The organism is Pseudactinotalea sp. HY160 (assembly GCF_009372055.1).
In the GTDB taxonomy this organism is placed as follows: Bacteria; Actinomycetota; Actinomycetes; order Actinomycetales; family Beutenbergiaceae; genus HY158.
In genome coordinates this window covers 374,536-395,801 of the sequence record NZ_WHMT01000001.1, presented here as the reverse complement: position 1 = coordinate 395,801, position 21,266 = coordinate 374,536, and the positions used below count along the sequence as shown (strand labels likewise).

General features: G+C 69.8%; 29 protein-coding genes. 2 read left to right on the top strand and 27 right to left on the bottom strand.

Features of this window, described 5'->3' with window-relative positions:
* The 21 genes from fabF to GCG21_RS01700 all read right to left on the bottom strand — a co-directional run bounded on the left by fabF (position 1) and on the right by GCG21_RS01700 (position 17,088).
* Entirely contained in the window at positions 1-1,233 is a 1,233-nt protein-coding gene (gene fabF / locus GCG21_RS01800; protein WP_152817532.1) for a beta-ketoacyl-ACP synthase II, read from the bottom strand.
* Positions 1,226-3,358, bottom strand: a complete 2,133-nt coding sequence (locus GCG21_RS01795; protein ID WP_152817531.1) for an FAD-dependent oxidoreductase — start codon at positions 3,356-3,358, stop codon at positions 1,226-1,228. Before GCG21_RS01795 ends, fabF begins: the two co-directional genes overlap by 8 nt.
* A gap of 6 nt (positions 3,359-3,364) precedes the next feature.
* On the bottom strand, positions 3,365-4,225 hold the full coding sequence (locus GCG21_RS01790) for an SDR family oxidoreductase (RefSeq protein ID WP_153877456.1): 861 nt from the start codon (positions 4,223-4,225) through the stop codon (positions 3,365-3,367).
* Positions 4,222-5,445, bottom strand: a complete 1,224-nt coding sequence (locus GCG21_RS01785) for an acyl-CoA dehydrogenase family protein (RefSeq protein ID WP_227992874.1) — start codon at positions 5,443-5,445, stop codon at positions 4,222-4,224. Before GCG21_RS01785 ends, GCG21_RS01790 begins: the two co-directional genes overlap by 4 nt.
* A complete protein-coding gene (gene aroA / locus GCG21_RS01780; RefSeq protein ID WP_152817530.1) occupies positions 5,327-8,479 on the bottom strand; it encodes a 3-phosphoshikimate 1-carboxyvinyltransferase in 3,153 nt (1,050 codons plus the stop codon). The genes GCG21_RS01785 and aroA overlap by 119 nt, the downstream gene beginning before the upstream one ends.
* Before the next feature lie 99 nt (positions 8,480-8,578).
* On the bottom strand, positions 8,579-9,394 hold the full coding sequence (locus tag GCG21_RS01775; protein ID WP_152817529.1) for a putative protein N(5)-glutamine methyltransferase: 816 nt from the start codon (positions 9,392-9,394) through the stop codon (positions 8,579-8,581).
* 47 nt (positions 9,395-9,441) lie between these two features.
* Positions 9,442-10,650, bottom strand: a complete 1,209-nt coding sequence (locus GCG21_RS01770; protein ID WP_152817717.1) for an Nramp family divalent metal transporter — start codon at positions 10,648-10,650, stop codon at positions 9,442-9,444.
* A gap of 420 nt (positions 10,651-11,070) precedes the next feature.
* Entirely contained in the window at positions 11,071-11,754 is a 684-nt protein-coding gene (locus GCG21_RS01765) for a cation transporter (RefSeq protein WP_370517208.1), read from the bottom strand.
* A complete protein-coding gene (locus tag GCG21_RS01760) occupies positions 11,751-12,110 on the bottom strand; it encodes an ArsR/SmtB family transcription factor (RefSeq protein WP_370517207.1) in 360 nt (119 codons plus the stop codon). Before GCG21_RS01760 ends, GCG21_RS01765 begins: the two co-directional genes overlap by 4 nt.
* A 93-nt stretch (positions 12,111-12,203) precedes the next feature.
* The gene (locus tag GCG21_RS01755; RefSeq protein WP_370517206.1) at positions 12,204-12,572 is read right to left on the bottom strand and encodes a carboxymuconolactone decarboxylase family protein; all 369 of its coding nucleotides are present in this window, start codon (positions 12,570-12,572) and stop codon (positions 12,204-12,206) included.
* 280 nt (positions 12,573-12,852) lie between these two features.
* The gene (locus GCG21_RS01750; RefSeq protein WP_152817527.1) at positions 12,853-13,086 is read right to left on the bottom strand and encodes a hypothetical protein; all 234 of its coding nucleotides are present in this window, start codon (positions 13,084-13,086) and stop codon (positions 12,853-12,855) included.
* A gap of 202 nt (positions 13,087-13,288) precedes the next feature.
* Positions 13,289-13,624, bottom strand: coding sequence for a DUF86 domain-containing protein (locus tag GCG21_RS01745; RefSeq protein ID WP_370517205.1), 336 nt, complete (start codon positions 13,622-13,624; stop codon positions 13,289-13,291).
* Positions 13,621-13,950, bottom strand: coding sequence for a nucleotidyltransferase family protein (locus tag GCG21_RS01740; protein WP_152817526.1), 330 nt, complete (start codon positions 13,948-13,950; stop codon positions 13,621-13,623). Before GCG21_RS01740 ends, GCG21_RS01745 begins: the two co-directional genes overlap by 4 nt.
* Before the next feature lie 96 nt (positions 13,951-14,046).
* Positions 14,047-14,301 carry a Txe/YoeB family addiction module toxin gene (locus tag GCG21_RS01735; RefSeq protein ID WP_153877448.1) on the bottom strand — a complete coding sequence of 85 codons (255 nt, stop codon included), beginning with the start codon at positions 14,299-14,301 and terminating at the stop codon, positions 14,047-14,049.
* Entirely contained in the window at positions 14,302-14,562 is a 261-nt protein-coding gene (locus GCG21_RS01730) for a type II toxin-antitoxin system Phd/YefM family antitoxin (RefSeq protein ID WP_152817525.1), read from the bottom strand. It lies immediately after the preceding gene.
* Complete coding sequence (locus GCG21_RS16515; protein ID WP_370517227.1) at positions 14,513-14,965, bottom strand: type II toxin-antitoxin system RelE/ParE family toxin; 453 nt, start codon at positions 14,963-14,965, stop codon at positions 14,513-14,515. Before GCG21_RS16515 ends, GCG21_RS01730 begins: the two co-directional genes overlap by 50 nt.
* A gap of 73 nt (positions 14,966-15,038) precedes the next feature.
* Positions 15,039-15,569, bottom strand: a complete 531-nt coding sequence (locus GCG21_RS01720; protein WP_194928821.1) for a putative immunity protein — start codon at positions 15,567-15,569, stop codon at positions 15,039-15,041.
* Positions 15,548-15,823 carry a hypothetical protein gene (locus GCG21_RS01715; protein ID WP_152817524.1) on the bottom strand — a complete coding sequence of 92 codons (276 nt, stop codon included), beginning with the start codon at positions 15,821-15,823 and terminating at the stop codon, positions 15,548-15,550. The genes GCG21_RS01720 and GCG21_RS01715 overlap by 22 nt, the downstream gene beginning before the upstream one ends.
* Before the next feature lie 43 nt (positions 15,824-15,866).
* Positions 15,867-16,166, bottom strand: coding sequence for a HigA family addiction module antitoxin (locus GCG21_RS01710; protein ID WP_152817523.1), 300 nt, complete (start codon positions 16,164-16,166; stop codon positions 15,867-15,869).
* A gap of 14 nt (positions 16,167-16,180) precedes the next feature.
* On the bottom strand, positions 16,181-16,462 hold the full coding sequence (locus tag GCG21_RS01705) for a type II toxin-antitoxin system RelE/ParE family toxin (RefSeq protein WP_153877445.1): 282 nt from the start codon (positions 16,460-16,462) through the stop codon (positions 16,181-16,183).
* Positions 16,463-16,599: 137 nt separating this feature from the next.
* Positions 16,600-17,088 (bottom strand): MarR family winged helix-turn-helix transcriptional regulator, encoded by a 489-nt coding sequence (locus GCG21_RS01700; RefSeq protein WP_152817522.1) that lies wholly within the window; start codon positions 17,086-17,088, stop codon positions 16,600-16,602.
* 63 nt (positions 17,089-17,151) lie between these two features.
* Here GCG21_RS01700 and GCG21_RS01695 point away from each other — a divergent pair, with 63 nt between their 5' ends.
* Positions 17,152-17,658, top strand: a complete 507-nt coding sequence (locus GCG21_RS01695) for an SgcJ/EcaC family oxidoreductase (RefSeq protein WP_153877444.1) — start codon at positions 17,152-17,154, stop codon at positions 17,656-17,658.
* Positions 17,659-17,803: 145 nt separating this feature from the next.
* Here GCG21_RS01695 and GCG21_RS16510 read toward each other — a convergent pair whose 3' ends face one another.
* The 6 genes from GCG21_RS16510 to GCG21_RS01665 form a co-directional block, all read right to left on the bottom strand.
* Positions 17,804-18,118 carry a GNAT family N-acetyltransferase gene (locus tag GCG21_RS16510; protein ID WP_370517204.1) on the bottom strand — a complete coding sequence of 105 codons (315 nt, stop codon included), beginning with the start codon at positions 18,116-18,118 and terminating at the stop codon, positions 17,804-17,806.
* Between the two features lie 54 nt (positions 18,119-18,172).
* On the bottom strand, positions 18,173-18,598 hold the full coding sequence (locus GCG21_RS01685) for a type II toxin-antitoxin system VapC family toxin (RefSeq protein ID WP_370517203.1): 426 nt from the start codon (positions 18,596-18,598) through the stop codon (positions 18,173-18,175).
* Positions 18,595-18,828 carry a toxin-antitoxin system gene (locus GCG21_RS01680; protein WP_152817521.1) on the bottom strand — a complete coding sequence of 78 codons (234 nt, stop codon included), beginning with the start codon at positions 18,826-18,828 and terminating at the stop codon, positions 18,595-18,597. The genes GCG21_RS01685 and GCG21_RS01680 overlap by 4 nt, the downstream gene beginning before the upstream one ends.
* Positions 18,829-19,037: 209 nt before the next feature.
* Entirely contained in the window at positions 19,038-19,457 is a 420-nt protein-coding gene (locus tag GCG21_RS01675) for a PIN domain nuclease (RefSeq protein ID WP_153877442.1), read from the bottom strand.
* Positions 19,448-19,699: a hypothetical protein gene (locus tag GCG21_RS01670; protein WP_370517202.1), complete on the bottom strand. Its 252-nt coding sequence runs from the start codon at positions 19,697-19,699 to the stop codon at positions 19,448-19,450. The genes GCG21_RS01675 and GCG21_RS01670 overlap by 10 nt, the downstream gene beginning before the upstream one ends.
* Before the next feature lie 191 nt (positions 19,700-19,890).
* Positions 19,891-20,280 (bottom strand): MerR family transcriptional regulator, encoded by a 390-nt coding sequence (locus GCG21_RS01665; RefSeq protein ID WP_370517200.1) that lies wholly within the window; start codon positions 20,278-20,280, stop codon positions 19,891-19,893.
* A gap of 55 nt (positions 20,281-20,335) precedes the next feature.
* On the opposite strand from GCG21_RS01665, the gene GCG21_RS01660 reads away from it, so the two are divergent.
* The gene (locus GCG21_RS01660; RefSeq protein ID WP_370517199.1) at positions 20,336-21,193 is read left to right on the top strand and encodes an alpha/beta fold hydrolase; all 858 of its coding nucleotides are present in this window, start codon (positions 20,336-20,338) and stop codon (positions 21,191-21,193) included.
* Positions 21,194-21,266 lie beyond the last annotated feature (73 nt).

Here is a 21,266-nt window from a genome sequence, read left to right as displayed (position 1 = left end):
TCAGATCGCCCCGAACGCGACCACGCAGTTCTGCCCGCCGAACCCGAACGCGTTCGTGAAGGCGTGCCGGACCGATTGCTCCCGCGCGCATCCGGGCACGTAGTCCAGGTCGCAGTCGGGGTCGGGGGTGGTGTAGTTGAGCGTCGGCGGGATGACGCCCTCGCTGATCGCGAGCGCGCACACGAGCCCGGCGACGGCCCCGGCGGCGCCGATGAGGTGGCCGACCATGGACTTGGGGGCGGAGACGGCCACGTCGTCGGCGGCGGCCCCGAGCGCCTGCCTGAGCGCGGCGGTCTCGGTGCGGTCGTTCGCCCTCGTCGACGTGCCGTGCGCGCAGACGAGGTCGACGTCGCCCGGGTCGAGCCGGGCGGCACGCAGGGCCCGGGTGATCGCCCGGGTGGCGTAGCGCCCGCTCGGCTCCGGCGCGACGATGTTGAAGGCGTCGCTCGTGAGCGCCCCGCCGAGGATCTCGGCGTAGCCGGTCGCGCCCCGGGCCTGCGCGCGGGAGAGGCGTTCGACGACCATGACCACCGCGCCCTCGCCGAACACGAAGCCGTCCCGGTCGGCGTCGAACGGGCGGCTCGCCTCGGCCGGCGAGTCGTTGCGGCGCGAGAGCGCCCGCATCGCACTCAGGCCCGCGAACATGACCGGGGTGATCGAGGCGTCGGCGCCGCCGGCGAGCACCACGTCGGCGTCCCCGGAGAGCACGAGCCGGCGGGCCTCCACCAGCGCGTGGGCGCCGCTCGCGCACGCGAGCGCGCTCGCGTTGACCGGCCCGTGCACGCCGAGGTCGATCGCGATCTCGCAGGCGGGCATGTTCGTGAGCGAAGAGGGCACGAACCGCGGGCTGATCCGCCGGGTGCCCCCGGAATGGAACGCCTCGGTCGCCTCCTGCACCTCGGCAAAGCCCGACACGGCGCTGTTGAGGATCACGGCCGCCTCGGTCTCGGACAGGTCGCTCGGCAGGCCGGCGTCCCGGATGGCCTCCCGGGCGGCGACGACGGCGAACTGCGAGGTCCGGGACGTCCGGTTCGCCTGCTTCGGCGCCAGGTATGCCCCGGCGTCGAATCCGCGCACCTCGGCCGCGATCCGGGTCGGCAGGTCGGACGGATCGAACAGGCTGATCCGATCGACGCCGGAGCGCCCCGCCAGCAGGCCCGCCCAGGTCTGGCGGGTCGTGATGCCGAGCGGGGTCACGGAGCCGATGCCGGATATGACGACGCGATCATCCATGCTGCGCTGCCTCTCTCGTGCGGACGGTGCCCTGGTCGGGCGGGGCGGTCGCGGCGGCGGTGCCCGCCCGGAGCCCCTCCTCGAACGCCTCCACCGCGCGCAGGCCTGCGGTGCTCCGGGCGCCGCCGATGACCGTGACGGGGATTCCGGCGGCCGTGAGGCGGGGGGCGAGCGGCGCGTGCGGTTCCTGCCCGGCGGCGATCACGACGGTGTCGGCCGGCACGAGGCGGCGGGCGCCGTCGTGGCGGATGTGCACCCCGGCGGCGTCGATCGACTCGTAGGTCACCCCGGACAGGGTGACGACGCCGGCGGCCCGGATCGCCTGCACGGCGGCCCAGCGAGTACTCACGCCCATCCCCGCGCCGATCGACCCGGACCTGCGCATGATCGTCACCTGCCGGGCCGGGCCGGTGGCGGGTGGCTCGGCGCCGGGAGCCAGGCCGTGGCGGGCGAGGAACAGCACGCTCGCGGCCGCGGCCGAGGTGGGCGCGGGCTCCGCGAGGAGGTGGGCCAGGTCGACGCCGATGCCGCCGGCCCCGACGACCGCCACCCGCCGGCCGAGCGTGCCCGGATCGGCGAACGCGGCCCGGTAGTCGAGAAGGCGCGCGGATCCGTCGTGGTCGATCTCGACCCGGCGGGGACGCACGCCGGTGGCGAGGACGACGTGGTCGAACCCCGCGAGCATGTCCGCCCCGGCGGCTCCGCGGACCTCCTCCCCCAGCCGCACGCCGACCCCGAGCCGGGCGAGCTCGTTCTCGAAGTACCGCACGGTCTCGAGGAAGTCCGACTTGCCCGGTACGAGCCCGGCGAGGAGGAACTGTCCCCCGATCCGCCGGCCCGATTCGATGAGGGTGACGTCGGCACCGTTCGCGGCCGCGGCCCGGGCGGCCTCCATCCCGGCCGGGCCGCCGCCGACGACCGCCACGCGCCGCCGGCGCCCGGCGCGGGCCTGGGCCCGGTCCACCCGGTCGACCACGTCCACCGGTGACGCCGGATAGTCGAGTTCGCGACCGGCCCGGGGATTGACCAGGCACGAGACCGCGGCGGTCCCGAACGACCGGTCGATGCACGCCTCGTTGCAGCCGATGCACGTGTTCACCAGCTCTGGCCGGCCGGCGAAGGACCGGGCCACGATCGCCGGATCCGCGAGGAACGGGCGCGCCATGGACACGAGGTCGGCCGCTCCCGCGGCGAGGATCTCCTCGGCCTGCGCGAGGGTGTTGACCCGGCCCGCGGCGATGACGGGCACGGCGGCGCCGGCGCCGGCGAGCACACCCCGGATGCCCGCGGCGACCCCGGCCCAGACCCCGTGCGGCACGAGGGACTGGACGCTCGGCACCGGCGACTCGTGCCATCCGATCCCGATGTCGAGGGCGTCGGCCCCGGCCCGGACGAGGTCGACGGCGAGCGCGCCGGTCTCCTCGGGCGTCGAGGAGCCCGGCATCAGGTCCGCACCCGACATCCGCACGAGCACCGGCCCGGTGCCCGCAGCCCCGCGGACCGCGCCGACCACCGCGACCGGGAACCGTCGACGCCGGGCCGCGTCCCCGCCCCAGGCGTCGTCGCGCCGGTTCGTCAGCGGTGAGGCGAACTGGTTGAGCAGGTACCCCTCGGAGGCCATGACCTCGACCGCGTCGAACCCGAGCTCGAACGCCCGGGCCGCGCCCGCCGCGAACGCCTCGATCGTGTCGGCGATGCCCTCCTCCGTCAGCGCCACCGGCTCGCACCGGGAGAACCGGGAGTAGACCGCCGAGGGCGCCACCGGCCGAAGGCCGAACGTCGACTCGTGGGCGTACCGGCCCGCGTGGAACAGCTGCAGCGCGATGAGCCCACCCGCCTCGTGCACCTCCCGGGTGACACGCGCCCACACGGGCGCGTGGGCGTCGTCATTGATCAGCGCGTAGCCGGGCCCGCCCGCGCCCACCCGGGAGACGGCGGCTCCGCCGGTGACGATGAGGCCGGCCCCGCCGCGGGCCCGGGTCGCGTAGAACTCGGCGAGGGCGCCCGGGTCGCCGGTCTCCCGGTTCAGGTGCATCGACCCCATGACGATCCGGTGCGGCAGGGTCAACGTGCCGATCGCGACCGGACGTCGCGCCGTGGGGTAGGCGGTCGATGGGGAGGTCATGACGGTTCACTCCCGCCCGGGCCGCTCCGGCAGCCCGAGCGGGCTGGACGTGTCGTGATAGTACGGGGCGGCCGAGATCGTCATGCCGCCGTCGACGACGAGCGTCTGGCCCGTGATGTAGGCGGCCCGTTCGGAGAGCAGGAAGTCGATCGCGTTGGCCATGTCCGCCGCGGTGCCCGCGCGCCTGAGCGGGATCGTCTCGATCACCGCCGGCATCGGTGCCATGCCCGGCAGGGAGTAGAAGTAGTCGAGGGAGTCCGATTCGATGAGCCCGCCGTTCACCCCGTTGACCGTGATCCCGTAGCCGGCGAACTCCACGGCCATGTACCGGATGAACGACTCCACCGTGGCCTTGTAGGAGCCGAGCAGCGCGTAGGTGGCGAAGGCACGCATGCTGCCGTAGCTGGAGACCGCGACGATGCGCCCGCCCCGGTCCATGAGCTTGACCGCCTCCTGGGCGCCGAGGACGAACGGTCGCACGTTCATCGCATAGGAGCGGTCGAGATGGTGGGTGCGCAGGTCGAGCACGCGCTTGAACGCGGACGCGGCCGCGTTGTTCACGAAGTAGTCGATCCGACCGTATTCGGCGGCGACGGTCTCGAACAGGCGCACGATCTCCTCGGGGTTCTCCAGGTCGGCCCGCACGGCGATGCCCTCCCCTCCGGACCGGCGCAACTCGGCGACCACCTCGGCGGCGAGTTCCGAGTTCGTGCGGTAGTTCACGACGACCGTGGCCCCCTGCCGGCCGAGCATCAGCGCGAGGGTGCGGCCGATGCCGCGGGAGGCGCCGGTGACGACCGCGATCCGGCCGGCGTGCTCGCCGCCGTGGTGCGGATCGGATGGGCGGCCCTCGCCCGGGGCGCTCACGCGCCGGCCTCCTCGATCGGGCGGGCCTGGTCGGCTCGGGCGAGCACGTCGCGGGCGATGACGGTGCGCTGGATCTCGTTCGTGCCCTCCTCGAAGCGTTGCGCGCGCGCATCCCGGTACACCCGCTCGATCGGCGCGGTCTTCCAGTAGCCGGAGCCGCCGTGGATCTGCAGGGCCCGGTCGGTGACCCGGGTGAGCATGTCGACGGCCGTGAGCTTGGCCATCGAGGAGAGCGCGGACGCGCGATCCGAGCCGTCCTCCCACTGCCGGGCCGCGTGCATGGTCAGGGCCCGCGCCGCCTCGATCTCCGCCTCGTTGTCGGCGATCATGAACGCGATCGCCTGCCGCGAGGCGATCGGCTTGCCGAAGGTGACGCGACCGCGGGCGTAGTCGACCGCGAGTTGCTGGGCGCGCTCGGCCAACCCGACGCAGCTCATCGCCACGGAGATGCGGCTGGGCGTGAGGAATCCGCCCAGCGCGATCGCGAGCCCGTCTCCCTCCTCGCCGAGCCGGTGTGCCACCGGCACCGGCGTGTTGACGAACGTGAGGCTCGCGTGGTCCGTGCCGCGCACCCCCATCGTGTCCGAGGTGTCCTCGACCGTGACGCCGGGCGAGTCCCGGGCGACGAGGAGCGCCACCGTGCCGTCGCTGCCCGTGCTCCCCTCGAGCCGGGCGAACAGCAGCCAGTAGTCGCAGTGCGCCCCGAACGTGATGAGGTGCTTGCGCCCGGTCAGGTAGTAGGTGTCGCCGTCGCGCCGGACCCGGCTGGTCAGGTCGGCCCCGGTGCCGTTGCCGGGCTCGGTGAGCGTGAACGCGATGAGCAGGTCGCCGGCGACCGACGGGCGCACGAACCGCTCCCGCTGCGCCGGCGTGGCGTGCGGGTTCATCGACCGCCAGGTGCCGTTGATCACGTGCACGAGCATCCGGATCGAGGCGTGCGATCGGGAGAACTCCTCGATGAGTCTCATCCACTGGGTGAAGCCCAGTCCCCGGCCGCCGAGTTCGACCGGGGCCGCCAGGCCGAGGAAGCCGTGCCGCCTGATCTCCTCGAACAGTTCACGGGGCACGTGTCCGGACCGTTCGATCTCCTCGGACCAGGCCTCACCGGGGCCATCCACCCAGGCGGTCACCTGCCCGAGAATCTGCTCGAACTCGCGTCGGTCGATCCGCCCTTCCCGCCCGCCGGGGGCCTGGTGCTCCATCGTTGACGTCGCTGCCATCGTCCTCGTTCTCCTTCACCGGTGATGTGAGCATCTCGAACCGCTGGTGCGTGAACTGTGCCGCCTCCTCGCGCAGCCGGAACTTCTGGACCTTTCCGACGGCGTTGCGGGGGAGCTCTTCGACGACCTCGAGCCGTTCGGGCCAGTACTGTTTGGCGACCCGCGCGTCGTCGAGGAAGCGCTGCATCGTGCGGAACGTCACCCGGGCGCCGGCCGCGGGGACCACGAACGCGCAGGCCCGCTCCCCCAGCCGCGCGTCCGGCATCGCGACGATGGCGACCTCCTCCACACCCTCGAGCGTGTGCAGCAGCTGCTCGATCTCGGAGACCGGGATCTTCTCGCCGCCGCGGTTGACGACGTCGCGGACCCGGCCGGTGATGCGAAGGTATCCGTCCGCGTCGATCGTGGCCAGGTCCCCCGTGCGGTACCAGCCGTCCGCGGCGATCACCTCGGCCGTCAGGTCCGGGCGGTCGAGGTACCCGTCGAAGACGGTCGGGCTGCTGAGCTCGAAGTGTCCCTCGACCCCGGCCGAGACGCGCCGGCCCCCGTCGTCCACGACCCGGATCCCGATGCCCGCGAGCGCCCGGCCGTCGGTCCCCCAGGCGCGCGCGGCCGGATCGTCCGGGGAGCCGAGCGTCGCCAGGCCGGTCTCGGTCGTCCCGAACGCCCCGCAGACGCCGGCACCCAGGACCCGGGTGGCCCGTTCCGCCAGCGCCCGCGGCACCGCGGCGCCCGTGGCCACGAAGATCCGCAGCGCCCGCGGGCGGGGCCCACCCGTCTCCACCTCGTGCACGAGATCGCTCAGGAACGGGGTGGCCGCCTGCACGAACGTGCCGTCCCAGTCGTTCAGTGCGCGCAGCGCCCGTTCCGGATCCCAGGTGGCCTGGAGGATCTGCGGCACCCCGAGCGTGAACGCGAGCCACATGCCGTAGAGGAAGCCGGTCTGGTGGGCCAGCGGCGAGGGCACGAAGATCGAGTCCGAGGAGTTGAGCCGGAGGTGTTCCACCTCCATCCAGGCGGCGCGGCTCAGGGTGCCGTGCCGATGCACGACCCCCTTCGGCTCCCCGGAGGTTCCCGAGGTGAGCAGCAGCTGGGCGGGGTCGGCGGGATGGGGCGCGACGTCGTCGATCGCCGCCCGGTCGGGCCGGGCGACGGCCATCTCCCGGTGCCAGGGCTGCCAGGTCACGCCGGGATGGCCGCAGCGCGGGAGCACGTGTCCGGTGCCGGGCGTGCCGTGGAGCACGAGCACGTGCCGCAGCGGAAGCGCCCCGCCCTGCTCTCCCTCGAGGATCTCGGCGACCTCCCGATCGTGCTGTCGGCCACGGTAGTTGTCGATCACGATGAGCACCCGCGCACCGGTGCGTGCGAGCGCGTCGGCCACCTCCCGTTGCCGGAAGATCGGCATGATCGGGCAGATGACCGCGCCGATGCGCATGGCTCCGAGCGCGGCGACCACGAACTCGCGCCGATTGGGCAGCTGCACGGCCACGCGGTCGCCGGGGCGCACCCCCAGGCCGAGCAGCACGGCGGCCGCGGCGTCCCCCTCGGCGTCCAGCTCGCGCCAACTGACGTGGTCGGTCCGGTCGCCGGCGACGTCGACCACGGCGAGGGCGTGCGGCTTCTCCCGGGCCCAGCGGCGCACCCATTCGGGTCCGGTCACCCGGGCCGCGTTCTCCTCGTTCTCCACGGCCCCGCTCACCCGCGCCGGCCGGCGGCGCCCGCCCGGATCGGCGAGGTCGGGCTCGACCTCCATGTCCACGTGCAGGGTCTGCATCGCCTCGAGGAACTGCGGGTAGGAGATCCGGTACGCGGTGGGGAACGTGAGCGTGGAGCGTCCCTCGGCGGCCGCCGCCGCCACGGACAGCGACATGAGCACCCGGTGGTCGTTGAACGAGGACAGGTGGGCGCTGCGCAGCGAATCGACCCCGCGCACGTGCAGGTCACCGCCGTCGAGCCGGAGCAGGCCGCCCATCTCGTTGAGCTGCAGCATGGAGACGACCCGGTCGGACTCCTTCAACCGCACGTGCTCGACGTTGCGCAGCACGCTGTCCCCGTCGGCCCGGCAGGTGAGGGTCGCCAGGATCGGGAGCATGTCCGGCATGGCCCGGCAGTCGATGTCGACCGGCCGCAGGCGCACGCCGTCGTGCTGGATCCGCAGTCCGCCCGCCTCCCGGTCCACGCTCATCGGCACGCCCATCTCGCCGAGCACGTCGAGGAACCCCGCCTCCGGATGATCGACGCCGTCGGAGCCCGCGCGGGTGAGCCCCCGCAGGAGCACGTCGCTCGGCCGCAGCGCCGCCACCGCCAGGCCGAAGGCCGCCGATCCGATGTCCGGCGGCAGGCGCAGATTCGTCGGCCGAGCACTCTGACCGGGCTCGATCCGGTAGCGCCGCCCGTCGGCGGCGGCCGTCACGGTGAGCCCGAAGCGCGCCATCATCCGGATCGTCAGGTCGATGTAGGTGCGTTCGTTCAAGGGTCCGTCGACGACGATCTCGGTGGGCTCCGAGGCGAAGGGGGCCACGAGCAGCAGGGCCGAGATCCACTGGGAGAGCATGCCGTCGATGTGCACGCGGCCGCCCCGCGGCCGGCCGGCACCGACTCGGATCGGCGGGCAGTCCGTCGCGGACGAGACGTCGAGGCCGAGGTCGCGGAGTGCCTGGAGCAGGGGCCCGATGGGGCGGCGCCGGAAGTACTTCTGGGCGGTCACCGTGAGCGGGGCGTCGGCGAGCGCGGCGAGCCCGACCATGAAGTACAGGGTCGAGCCGGAGCTGCCCGCCGAGATGGTCTCGTGCCGGGCGTGATAGCGGCGGCCGTGGACCACGAACGCATCGTCCTCGTGATCGATGCGGATCCCCAGGGAGCGCAGCAGCGACACCGTGTAGCGCACGTGCCGGGCGTCGCTCATCCCCGATATCCGGCTCGTTCCCGGGGCGAGGGAGGCGAGGATGAGCGCCCGATGGGCGTGGTACTTGGAGTTGGGAACATCGACCGCCCCGTGCACTCGTGCGGTGCTGCCGACCACTGATAAGCGCATGCCGACCAGATCCTTCGGGTGAGACTGTGTCCGCCGTGGCGGAACGCTCCGCCCGGCTACCAATGACGCTACCCATGCGCACCGGGGTGTTCCAAGGGGTTAGCCCGGCCGGGATTCGCGGGCGTCGGCGGGAGGGGCCGTCGCGAGGACGACGGTCGCGCCGTGCTCGGGTGAGTGCGCGATCCGGGCCTCGAGGCCGCCCCGGGAGCACGCAGCAGCCGTGCGCCCGGCCTGGTCCGCGCCGGTCTCGATCAGCAGCGTGCCGCCGGGGGCGAGCCACCGGGCGGCGCTCGCGGCCACGAGCCGCTGCACCGCGAGGCCGTCCGGGCCGCCGTCGAGGGCGACGAGCGGCTCGTGCAGCCGCGCTTCGGGTGGCATGAAGTCGATCCCCGGTGTGGGCACGTACGGGGCGTTGCACAGCACCGTGTCGATCCGCCCCCGCAGCGCCGCGGGCAGCGCGTCGAAGAGGTCCCCCTGGAACACCCGCCCGCCGAGCGGGGCGAGGTTGGCCCGGGCGCAGGCGACCGCGGCGGGTTCGCTGTCGGCCGCGTAGAGCTCGACCCCGGGAACCGCCGCGGCGAGGGCCATGCCCAGCGCGCCGGAACCGCAACACAGATCGAGGACGACGTCCCCCGGCGCAGTGCGGGCGCGTGCCTGCACCACGAGGTACTCCGTGCGGCGCCGGGGCACGAACACCCCCGGCGTCACCGGGATCCGCAGGCCGGCGAACTCGGCCCAGCCGAGGAGATGCTCCAACGGCTCACCCGCGATCCTCCGCTCGACCCTCCCGGCGACCTCGGCGGGGTCGGTGCCGCTCGCATGCAGCAGCCGGGCCTCGTCCTCGGCGAAGACGCAGCCCGCAGCCCGCAGCCGTGCGGCGATCTCCGGCTCGGTGAGTCCGGGTGGATCCGACATCTTCACCAGGCTAGTACAGCTGGTCCGTCACGGCCGGGGCCGGGAGGTCATCCGTTCCCGGTCAGGACGAGCCCGAGGAGGACCAAGTTGAGGGCGACGATCGCCGCGGTCACGGCGACGGCCACGAGTCGCAGCACGCGGCCGTTGACGAATTCGCCCATGAGGTCGGCCCGGCTCGTGAAGCGCACGAGCGGGATGAGCGCGAACGGGATTCCCATCGACAGGAGCACCTGGCTCAGCACGAGCGCCCAGGTCGGGCTCACCCCCACCGCGAGGATGACGAGTGCCGGGATGAGCGTCACGGCCCGCCGCACGAGCAGCGGCACCCGGATGTGGAGCAGCCCCGCCATGATCTGCGCGCCGGCGTAACTGCCCACCGAGGTCGAGGCGAGCCCGGAGGCGAGGAGGCCGATCCCGAACGCCACGCCGACACCCACCCCGAGATGGGTGCTGATCGCGGCGGCGGCGCCCTCGATCGTGTCGGTCCCTTCGACCCCGCGCAGCGCGGACGCCGCGACGAGGAGCATCGCGATGTTGACCCCGCCGGCGACGAACAGCGCGAGGGCGACGTCCCACCGGTTGACCCGCAGCAGCCTGCGCACGCGGTCCTCGTCGCCGCCGGCTCCGTGACGATCCAGGGCGAGGGAGGAATGCAGGTAGATCGCATGCGGCATGACGGTGGCCCCGAGCATGCTCACCGCCAGCAGCACGGTCGGGGTGCCCTCGAATCGAGGCACGAGCCCGCCCGCCACGCCGTCCCGGCCGCCCCACTCGATCGGGCTCACGGCCAGGCCTGCGAGGAACCCGGCGGTGAGGATGACGAGCAGCCCGATCACGACGAACTCGAACATGCGCTGCCCCCGGCGGGACTGCACCGTGAGCAGTGCCATCGACACCACGCCGACGATCACACCGCCGGCCACCAGGGGCACCCCGAAGAGGATCTGCAGGGCGATGGCCCCGCCGATCACCTCGGCCAGGTCGGTCGCCGCGGCCACGAGCTCGGCCTGCACCCAATACGCGCGCCGAGAGCGTCGAGGCATCCGCTCACCGAGCAGCGCCGGCAGGCTCCGCCCGGTCACGAGGCCGAGCTTGGCGGAGAGGTACTGCACGATGACCGCCATCGCGTTGGCGAGCACGAGCACCCAGACGAGCAGGTACCCATAGCCGGCCCCCGCCGAGAGGTTCGCGGCCACGTTCCCAGGATCGACGTAGGCGATCGCGGCGACGAACGCCGGTCCGAGCAGGTGCAGCAGGCGACGCTCCGGTCGCCGCGTTCCTCGGGGGCGCCGCGTTCTTCCGGGGAGCCGGGCGCCCTCGCCGCGCGGGCCGGGATCACGCGCCGCCGCCACCTGGTCTCCTCACCCGAGCCCGCACCCGCGGGCTCCGCGGACCCAAGCATATGGCCGCGGGTTCGGGCGGCGGCCGGGGCGACCGGCCGCCGATGGGCACCGCCGATCAGTCACGCTCGCTCCAGTTCGGGCCGGCCCTGCGGCGCATGGCGCGTCGTCGAGCCGGTCCGGCGGTCGGTGAGGACGAAGGAGAGGCCGAATCCGATCGCGACCAGCGCGGCCATGATGACGAAGACGATCCGAATGCTCCCCCCGTCTGCGACGGCCCCGAGCAGGGGCTCACACCGATCCTCCGCGTGTCAGTCGTCCGGGGCGTCGTCGATATCAGCGGTTCCTACAGCACGCGTCATCACACTCATCGACGTCGCGCTCCCCGGTGAGCTCGACGACCGGTGCGGCGCAGCAGGCATCGCCCTTCCATGCCTCGACGCCCTCACGCACAGCGAACACGGCGATCACCAGCGCGGCCGCAGAGTCCGCCCAGGCCCAGCCGAGCAGGCCGTTGAGCACCAGTCCGACGAGCAGCGCAGCCGAGAGATAGCTGCAGATGAGTGTCTGTTTCGAGTCGGCGACGGCGGATGCCGAGCCGAGCTCGCGCCCCGTACGGCGTTCGAACCAGCTGAGGAACGGCATGACGATCAGGCTCAGCCCGGCGACGGCGATGCCGACCGGCGAGTGCCCCGGTTCGCGCAGGCCGGTCAGCGACAGCACGGCGTCGACCGAGACGTAGGCGGCGAGGGCGAAGAACGACACCGCGATGACCCGGAGCGCGACCTTCTCCCGCCGCTCGTGATCGGGTGTTGCGAACTGCCACGCCACCGCGGCGGCGGAGAGCACCTCGACGATGGAGTCCAGGCCGAAGCCGATGAGTGCCGCAGACGACGCGGCGGCACCGGCGAGGAGGGCGACGATCGCCTCGACGACGTTCCAGGTGATCGTCACGGCTACGACGATCCTGATCCGGCGCCGAAGCACGTTCGTGCGCGCCGGCGTGAGGAGCGCGGTCACCGGGCGACCTCGGCGTCGCAGCAGCCCGGGACGGAGCAGGCGGGGTCGATGCAGGGGGCGCTGTCCTCCACGGCGAGGGTCACGTCGACCAGGGCGTCAAGGGCCGCGGCGAGGTGCGGGTCGGCGATCTCGTAGCGGGTCTGCCTGCCCTGGGGCTCGGCGACCACGATCCCGCAGTCACGCAGGCAGCTCAGGTGGTTCGACACGTTCGAGCGGGTCAGCTCCAGCGTCCGCGACAGCACCGCGGGGAAGCTCGGGCCGTCGAGCAGGGTCATGAGGATGCGGGAGCGCGTCGGATCGGCCATGGCCCGACCGAGCCGGTTCATGACGTCGAGACGCGAAGCAATGGTCAGCACACGGTGACTATACAGCAAGCGCTGACCAGTGACGGCGAGAATGGATCGACCGCCGGCGGGTGCGGACGGCGACCGGGCGCCGTCCGTAGGCCTCTACTCGAACGCGGCCGACATGCAGCGCATGGCGGCGAGCACCTTCGGCACGCCGATATAGGGCATGAGGTGCACGAAGCATTCGGCGACCTCCTCCCTGCTCATGCCGGCGACGTCGACCGCGGTGCGGATGTGGCCGGTCAGCTGCGGCTCGGTGCCGCCCATGGCCGCGAGGGCCGCCATGTTGAGGATCTGCCGGTCGCGCAGCTCGAGGCCCTCTCGCTGATAGGTGCCGCCGAAGACCGCCCCGACCACCCAATCCGAGGCACCCGGCGCGAACTCGTCGAGCTGCCGCCTCCAGGCCGCGGCGCCCTGCGGGGACTGCGTGTCCGCGATGAACCGCTCGCCCTTGGCCATACTCAATTCCACGATGTGCTCCTCGGTCGGTGGGGACCGGCCAGGCTAGCAGCGGGCGGCCGCCGAGCACCGGAGCCCCCGCACCGGTCGAGGCACGCGGCTCGGCGGTCCATATTCGCCGACGACGCACCCGGGGCTGGCAATTTCAGAGTGCGCGTGACCCGCAGGCCGCAGGCGTGGTGGCTCGAGTCGCGGAAGGACATCCCGGCGGCAGCGCGCTCGACCACCTCGCCTCCCACGGGCAGCAAGCATCCCGCGAGGGAACATCAGGCCGCCAGCTCCACGAGAGCCGTCATGCGGTCCAGGGCTCGATGCAGCGCGATGCCGGCCGCGGGCCGTCACCCTCGAGCTTCCGACGCAAGAACCCGTTGCGAGACAGACCCAACGCCGACGCCTCCGCATCGACCCGCGCCACGGCCGTGTCGCCGAGCCGACTCAGGTCGATGGCACTCCCCTGCTCGGCGAGTACGCGAGTCCGGATGCCACCGATCTCGATCCTCGGGCGGAAGGTGATCGTCGCAGTCATGACTCAATTGTCTTACATCCTGTAAGACGCAGCGCGTCGCCAAGCACCGACATCGTTGGTTTCACTGGCCTGTCCGACATCATCCGAAGGCACGGGGCGCAGACAGAAGCAGACCGACACGTGCGCGATACAGGAGCATCCCTCGTTTGTGAAGGGCCCTCACACCCCAGGCGCTGCACTGCCGGCCCGGGCCGGGCCGAGATCAGTTGCCGGCGACATGCTTTCGCAGCGCCTCGGCGAGCGGCGGGAGGTGGATCTCCACGACATCGCGGACGACGTCCGCGTCTACTCCGAAGTACTGGTGGACGAGGATGTTGCGGAAGCCCCGGATCTGCGGCCAGGCGATCTCCGGGTGCGCATTGGTGATGTCCTCGGGAAGATGGTTCACAGCTTCGCCGATAATCTGCAGGTTGCGCTCGATCGCGTCCTCCGCCATCTCCACAACGTCTGCATCGCCGCCGAGAGCACTGACGTACCGCCGGCATCGCTCGACTGCCTCGAGAACGTCGGTGATGCGCTGAGCACGGTCGCGACTCACAGGGCAACTGCCTCGGCGAGCGCCGAGTCCGAGATCGGCTGCCTGAGCAGCTGGAGCGGGAACACGTCGATGTCGTCGCGACCGAACAGTGCTCGCGTCTCCTCCATCAGCCCGGAGGCCCGCATGAGCAGGTTCCCGTCCACAGGATCCATCTCGACGAGGATGTCGATGTCGGACCCCGGGTGCGCAGTGCCGCGGGCGACGGATCCGAACAGCTTCGGGCTGGTCGCGCCGTATCGGTCAAGGAGCACCTGGAACTCGTCGCGACGCGCGTCGATGAGCTCGCGAAGGGCGAGCGTCTCGGGCGTCGCGGTGCTCCCAGGCATGCCCTTAAGGATACCGGCCACAGTGCCCGTTCGACATGAGCGCCCTACGTGTTGAACCGACACTCCACCACGTGCCCACACATACGGCCATGTGACTCAGCAGTGGTAGCGGGCCTGAAGAATCACGGGGTCCTCGTCGTCCACGAGGTAGACCAGTCGGTACTCATCGGTGATGCGCCGCGACCACGAGCCCTGCGCTCCGTACTTCAGCTGTTCGGCCTTGCCGATCCCGGAGGACGGTTCGCGCAGGCAGGCGTCGATCAGCGTGTTGATGCGCTTCAGGATCTTCCGGTCGGCGGTCTGCCCGTGTTTGTAGTCCTCCCAGGCCGACTCGTCCCAGACCAGACGCACTCAGGCTTCGTCGTCTGCGCGATCGAGGTCGTGGACCTCGACTCTTCCACCGCGGGCACGGTCGTAGGCATCGAGCAGGCGGCGGGCGTTGGCCGGCGAGCGGAACAGGTAGGCGGTCTCCTGCCACGCGGCGTACTCGTCCGCCGGCATCAGAACTGCATTGCCCTTACGAGAGACGATCTCGACGGCATCACGGTCCGCATTCACTCGCTCAATGAGAGGGAACAGGGTCTTGCGCGCCTCGCTTGCGCTGATAGACATAACGAGAGCCTCCCCATTCGGACGAGTCGTACCCGCTTACGGTACCAACCATCGTCGCCGAGTCACGTCGCGGGCCACGATCAGCGAGGCCTGTGCGCGCCGACCCACTGAGGGACGCGCTGTCTACGAGGAGACGGCCCAAGTGGACTCGTACTGCCAGGAGATCCTCTGGGCCGTTGAGCATCCTGTTCCCCGCCGCGACGACTATGACGAGGAGTTCGTCATCGTGGATCTCGTAGATGAGTCGCCAGCTTCCCGTGCGAACGCGCCTGGCGTCGCGGCCGGTGAGCTTCTTCGACGCCGGCGGTCGAGGCTCGTCGACAAGCAGGGTGAGCACGGCAATGACCCGCTCCTGACCGTCACGCGGGAGCTCGCGGATCTGGCGACGCGCGGTGGAAGCGATGCGAACCGTGCCGAGACTACCCCGAAATGTACATTCTCGGGAGAGCCGGTGCCCGAGGCCCGGCGAGCGGTCTCTAGCCGATCGCCGCCTGGATTTGTCGGATCACTGAGCCGAGCACGCCGCGCGACAGAAGGCCTTGCCCGAGCGGTCCAGATGTGTCAGCTCCGAGGGGTGGGAGCCGATGCAGCGCTTCACGCTCACGATCTGTGAGATCCGCGATCTGCCATCGCACTTCTTCTTGCACGGCTTCCGGTCGATCCGGGTGAGCCAGCGAAACGGCCTTGGCAGCGTAGGCGGCAGCTCCCAGCGCGTGGGCCCCCATGTGCGCGACCGCGGCCGCCTGACCCACCGCCCGCGCTGCGGCAGCACCGGCCGGAGTCGTCGCCGCCTTGGCCGCCTTCACAGCGACCAAACGCTTCTTGATCTCCTCGCCGGCGCTGCTCGCCCCGGCGCTGTAGGCACGGGTACGGTCCACCGCATCGCGGATCTCAGCGTACGCAGCAGCGTCGGCATCGAACTGCGGAAGCACTCGCTCAGCACATGACAGCGCCCACCGAGCGAGCACCCGCCGGTCCGAATCGCTCAAGGCCTGAATCGACGCCACGCGGTAAGAATATTCGAGTGCTTCTGGGTGCCGCACCAGCCGACTGCGACACCACTACTCTTTGCGATCAGCAGGACCGGCAGCTGCTCGATCAGGCGTCGGGCGGGATCGAGATGACCTTCGGTCGTACCGCCGCGAGCAGCCATCACGCTTGCCAGACCACGAGCATCCGACGGCGAAGCCGTGTTGATGTCGACGGCCGCTTCAGCAGTTGTCGCACGTGCGCTCTGCCCATCGACCACGAAGTCGCTCATCGAACCCGTGCCTCGTTCTGTTCAACGACGCTCGTGCCGCCTGTCACGCGGTCCGCAGGGGCGCGATCGCGGCAACCTGATCAGCGACGCGGCTCTGCGCGACCTCAAGCTCGTACCGCGTCTGCAGGTTGAGCCAGAATTGCGGGTCCATCGCGAAGTACCGGCCCAGGCGCAGGGCGGTGTCGGCAGTGATCGCACGCTTTCCGTGCACGATCTCGTTGATGCGCCTCGGGGGCACGCCGATCGCCACCGCGAGCTTGTTCTGCGTGATGCCGAAGCCCTCGATGAAGTCCTCCATGAGGACCTCCCCGGGGTGGATCGGCGGGTAGAGCTTCTCGGACATCGCCCCTCCTCAGCTCAGTGGTAGTCGACGACCTCGACGTCTTCAGCACCAGCATCGGTCCACCGGAAGCAGATCCGCCACTGATCGTTGATGCGGATGCTGTGCTGTCCGAGCCGGTCACCCTTGAGCGCTTCAAGGCGGTTGCCGGGCGGAACGCGCAACGCGTCCAACACCGTGGCAGCGTCCCGCAGGTGCAGCTTCCTGTTCGCTGTCTTGTGAATTCGCGGATCAAGTCGCTTCGCTGGCTCACGACGCCAGATGCGCTCCGTGTCGCGGTCAGCGAAAGATCTGATCACGAGACCAGCATATAACGCGAAGCGTCAATAACGCTAGACGTTAAACCGGAACTCCACCGCATCCCGACGGATGGAGCCGCCTGCAGGACGACGAGTCACAGCGGCCGATACGCCCGATCGGTGCGTCCGCGATCGCATCAGCGGTTCGCTCGCGCCGCGTCGGCGGACACCTCGGCCAGCGCGCGAGCCGCATCGGACTGAAGACGAGCGGTCCGCTCGAGGAAGTCGAGGATCGTGGCGAGCTGATCGTCGGTGTATTTCGCATAGAGGCCGGCGAGTGCTTGGGCGAAGGGCTCGAACAGGTGCGCAAACCGCTCCTCGAGACCGGGCTCGACCTCCGCGACGACCCGTCTCCCATCTGTGGCGTCCTTGTGCCGACTCACGTACCCCTTGCGCTGCAGTCGGTCGAGTAGGCCGGTCACCGAGGCAGGCGCCAACCCGGTTCGCGCACTGATATCGCCCGCTGCCAGGGGCCCCTCGCGTTGGAGCAGGTCGAGGGTTTTCTCCTCGACCGGGCTGACTGCCATCTGACGACTCACGGCCGCATGGAAGAGCACCGCCGCGTTGCTGAGCTCCCGTCCGGCAGTCGAGAGCTCATCGAGGATCACCGGCCTTGACTTCGACATGACAACTCCATAGTGTTTCGTTCGTGCGAAAGAAAGACTATCACAACAAGGAGACTGATCGTCGTGTTTGACGAGCGGACAAGGGAAGCAGCAGTTCGTGAACTCTTCGGGAGCTTCTGCGCTGCATGGACACGAGGCGACACGGTCGAGTTCGGCGCACTGTTCACCGACGACGCCGACTACGTCTCGTACGACGGCAGCTGGGCAGCCGGCCGGGCATCGCTGCAGGACAATCACGACAGATTGTTCCGCGGAGTACTCGCCGGGTCGGCCATGGTCGGCGAGATCGAGTCGCTACGATTCGTCGGCGACAACACCGCGGTGTTAGTCGGCAACGCGTCGGTCCTGATGCCCTGGCGCAGCGAGCTGCCCAAGAGGCGACTGTCCCGGCAGATCGTGACGTGTATCCGCACCACGGATGGCTGGCGCATCGCCGCGATCCAGAACGGTCGGCAGCGCCCACTGACCGTCCCCGACCCGGAGGCGATGCCGTCGAAGATGTCCAGGTGCATGACCAGACTGGCCCGGCACTTCGGGATCGGAAGGGGGCGTGAAATCAGCCTGCCGTGACCCGTCCGGCCACCACTCCAGCGACGCGCCGATGGGTCGGATGAGGATCGGCTGGCCCGGCTCATCCACGACAGGCGCACCCTTGCGCCCAATCGACCTCTCGCGGGCAATGATCCGCGTCCACCCACACGCCTCGGAGAACGACTTACTTCCGGCAGCCCAGGTAGCCGAAGGCGACGCTGTGATGATCCTTCATCGACTGCTCTGCCCGCTCCATGAGCGAGCCCCCGAGGCGCATCCCTCGCGCTTCATCGGAGACCAGGACACCGCCGATTCCCGCGATCGCGACGGTCTCGAGACCGATATCAATCTCACGGTGGGCCCATCGCACGTGCCCGACTACGCGGCCGTCGATGCGCGCGATAACGTGAACATCGTGCGGTGCGTAGCCATAAGGCTGTTCGATCCCACTCTCCGAAATCATCGAGATACCCGCCGTCGAAGAGCCGCCGGAGCTCACACAGTTCACCCTCGGTGAGATCTTCGTGAGCGATGACGTCGAGCACGGAATACGTCATCCGTCAGTTCTCCACGGGTTGATCAGGTCGACGCCGGTGTTCGCGAAGTCCTTGACATTCCGCGTCGCGCAGGTCGCGTCGTGCGCCAGGCAGATCGCAGCAACCTGCGCATCGGCCGTGCTGATCGGCACTCCTACAGCCTCGCGGGCGAGAAGCACGTCCGCGTAGCACTCCGCCGCCGCTTCATCGAACGGCAGCACCGAACGACTCCCCCGGTACGGCCCGAGCGCCGATTCGATGTGCTTCGTCAGCTCTGTCTTGTGACGACCGTCCGCCAGTCTCCGCACGCCCGCGAGCAGTTCGGCGAGCGTCACTGACGTGATCGAAACGTCCCCCGTCAGCGACGCGAGCCAACCGACGACGCGCGCCTCCGGCGAGGGCCGAAAGACCTCCGAGATGACGTTCGTGTCGAGGACGATCACCCGAAGTCCACCGACCGTGCGACGTCATCGCGCACTGGGATCGGCAGTTCTTGGACACCGCCGACCTCTTGAGCGGCAGCCAGCAACGCCATGCCGATGTGCGGCCGTCGCGCTGCCTTGGTCAGGATGTCGCGGACCTCGGCCTCCATGGATCGGCCGTGTTCCTTCGCCTGCGTGGCGAGTTGCTGCTTCACGGCGTCGTCGAGACCGCGAACGATGATGGACGACATCGGCAACCACCTCCTCTGCTATCACTCATGATAGCGCGATCGACGCAGCCTCATCAGCGGAGCACACGATCCATCAGGCGACACCGCCTCGGCCGTCTCGTCAGGCAACCGGGGCGGTCAGCACTACAGCTTTGTGGAACGCAATCACACATTGAATCGGAACTCGACCACGTCGCCGCACATAGGGCAGTCTCATGCAAAGACGTTGGTCAGCGCTGCGCGAGCGTTTCGACCGACTGCCCCGTGACCTCGGCGATCAGCTCAAAGTCCTTGTCCACGGCCAGCACCGTGAGGCCCGCCTTCTCAGCCGTGGCGGCGATCAGCAAGTCCGGGATTGACGGCGCTCGATGCTGCCCCCGGTCGGCAAGAAGCATCTGCACCTCCTCAGCCCTGTCTTCGATCGCAGGAGTAATGCGCTCCACTGGCATCAACGAGACCGGGGGCTGACGGAACCCCTCTCGCCCCTCAGCCCCCGTCCGCGCCGAGTACCCGAGTTCCAGGCGAGTGATCGTCGAGATCCGCACCAGGCCCCGATCGATCCTGGTCTTCCACACCTCGGCGTCGACAACCTGGTCGAGCTCGAGCCTCACGAACGCCGACTTGTCGAGCAGCCAACCCGTCACCGCCACGCGTCAGCCATCACGTCCGGGTCCGCAAGATCGGCAAAGATCTCACCGGCACGCCGCCAGTTCTCCTCGGTCGTCGTCTCCGCCGACCGAGGACTGTCCCCCTCAAGTTTCCGGCGGAGGAACTCGTTGCGGGACAACCCCAATGCTGAAGCCTCAGCATCGATCCGCTCGACAGTCGAGACGCTGAGTCCTCGGATGAGCACGTTCGTCACGGCGACCACCTCCAGGTGAGATGATATCACGATATCAACCTCCGAAAGGTCCTCCGCCGGCCGAGGATCGCACCGACGAACTCGCGAACCTGGAGTGGTCGCTCCCGGGAGACAGCGCTCGCGCGCGCCATCCGGCTCGCAGATGTCAGTTCGAAAATCTAAACTCCACCGAGTTCCGGCACGGACCAACCTCTCGCAGGGGCAGCACGCCCCGAGACCATTCAACCGTGCGAACCGGCCTCGTCACCCGGCTCCGCATACGCCGAGCACTCAGCGCATCGCGTGATGAAGTCGTGACGACATTCGAGGACGTGACCGAGGAATCTTTCGGCTGTGTCCAACTCCTCGCGCAGCCGCCGTATCTCCCGCACCCTTCGGTCGATCACGGCAACGCGCTCCGGTTCGTCGCGATGAAGAATCTGGCGGATCTCCGGCAGGCTCAGCCCCACTCGCTGACAGGACTGGACGATATGCAGACGCCGAAGGTGCTCCTCCGCGTAGTCGCGGTGTCCCGACGAGGTCCGCTGCGGAATGACGACCCGCTCATCTTCCCAATGTCGCAACACATGTGTCGCAACACCGAGCCTTGCCGCTGCCTCACCGATTCGCACGCGGCCATAGTCGCACATTGACTTCAGGTCAACCTGAAGTTCTACCGTGAGGTCCGTGACTGTGCCCGCCCTCCCAAGCCCCACCCGCATCGACGTCGACGGAGTCGAGATCGCCACCTACCGTCTCGACCCCGACGGCCAGAGTTCCGCGAGCAACGTCGTGATCTGTCACGGGACGCCCTGGTCTGCGGCGATGCGGGTGCCCGTGGCGCGGATACTCTCCGACCAGCACCGAGTCTTCCTCTGGGACATGCCCGGTTATGGCAAATCGATCTCTGACGACAACCCAGCGGTGGATCTCGTTCAGCAGCGCAAGCGGCTCGCTGCCGTGATCGATCACTGGCAACTCGACCGACCGAACGTCGTGGCTCACGACATCGGCGGTGCGGTTGCGCTCGGCGCACACCTGCTCGAGGGCTGCGCCTTCGCGTCCCTATATCTCGTCGACATCGTCACGCTTGACCCATGGGGCTCGCCCTTCTTCCGACTCGTGACCGAACACGAAGAAGCCTTCGCCGCACTGCCGCCAGAACTTCACACGGCGCTCATCCGCGAATACATCGCGGGGGCGGCCGGCCGCAGTCTCGACAGCGCGTGGGTCGACGAACTCGCCCGCCCCTGGCGCACACCAGCTGGCCAGCGCGCGTTCTACCGCCAGATTGCCCAGCTGAGCCCGAGAGAGACACGTCCGATCGTCGATCGCCTCGCGGATGTACGCTGCCCTACACAGATCGGGTGGGGCGATTCGGACCCCTGGATTCCCATCGATCAGGCATACGAACTCGCAGCCGCAATCCCCGCACCTGTTGATGTAGTCCGGTTCTCGGCCACCGGGCATCTGGTACCCGTCGAAGCTACCGATGCACTCGGCATGGACCTTCTGCGCTGGCTCGAGGGCGCTTCACGACGATGAATGATTCTCAACAGCTCAACGAGTGAGAGCTGCACCACCATCAGCAAATGCTCTCAGAGAAGAGCGGACAGGC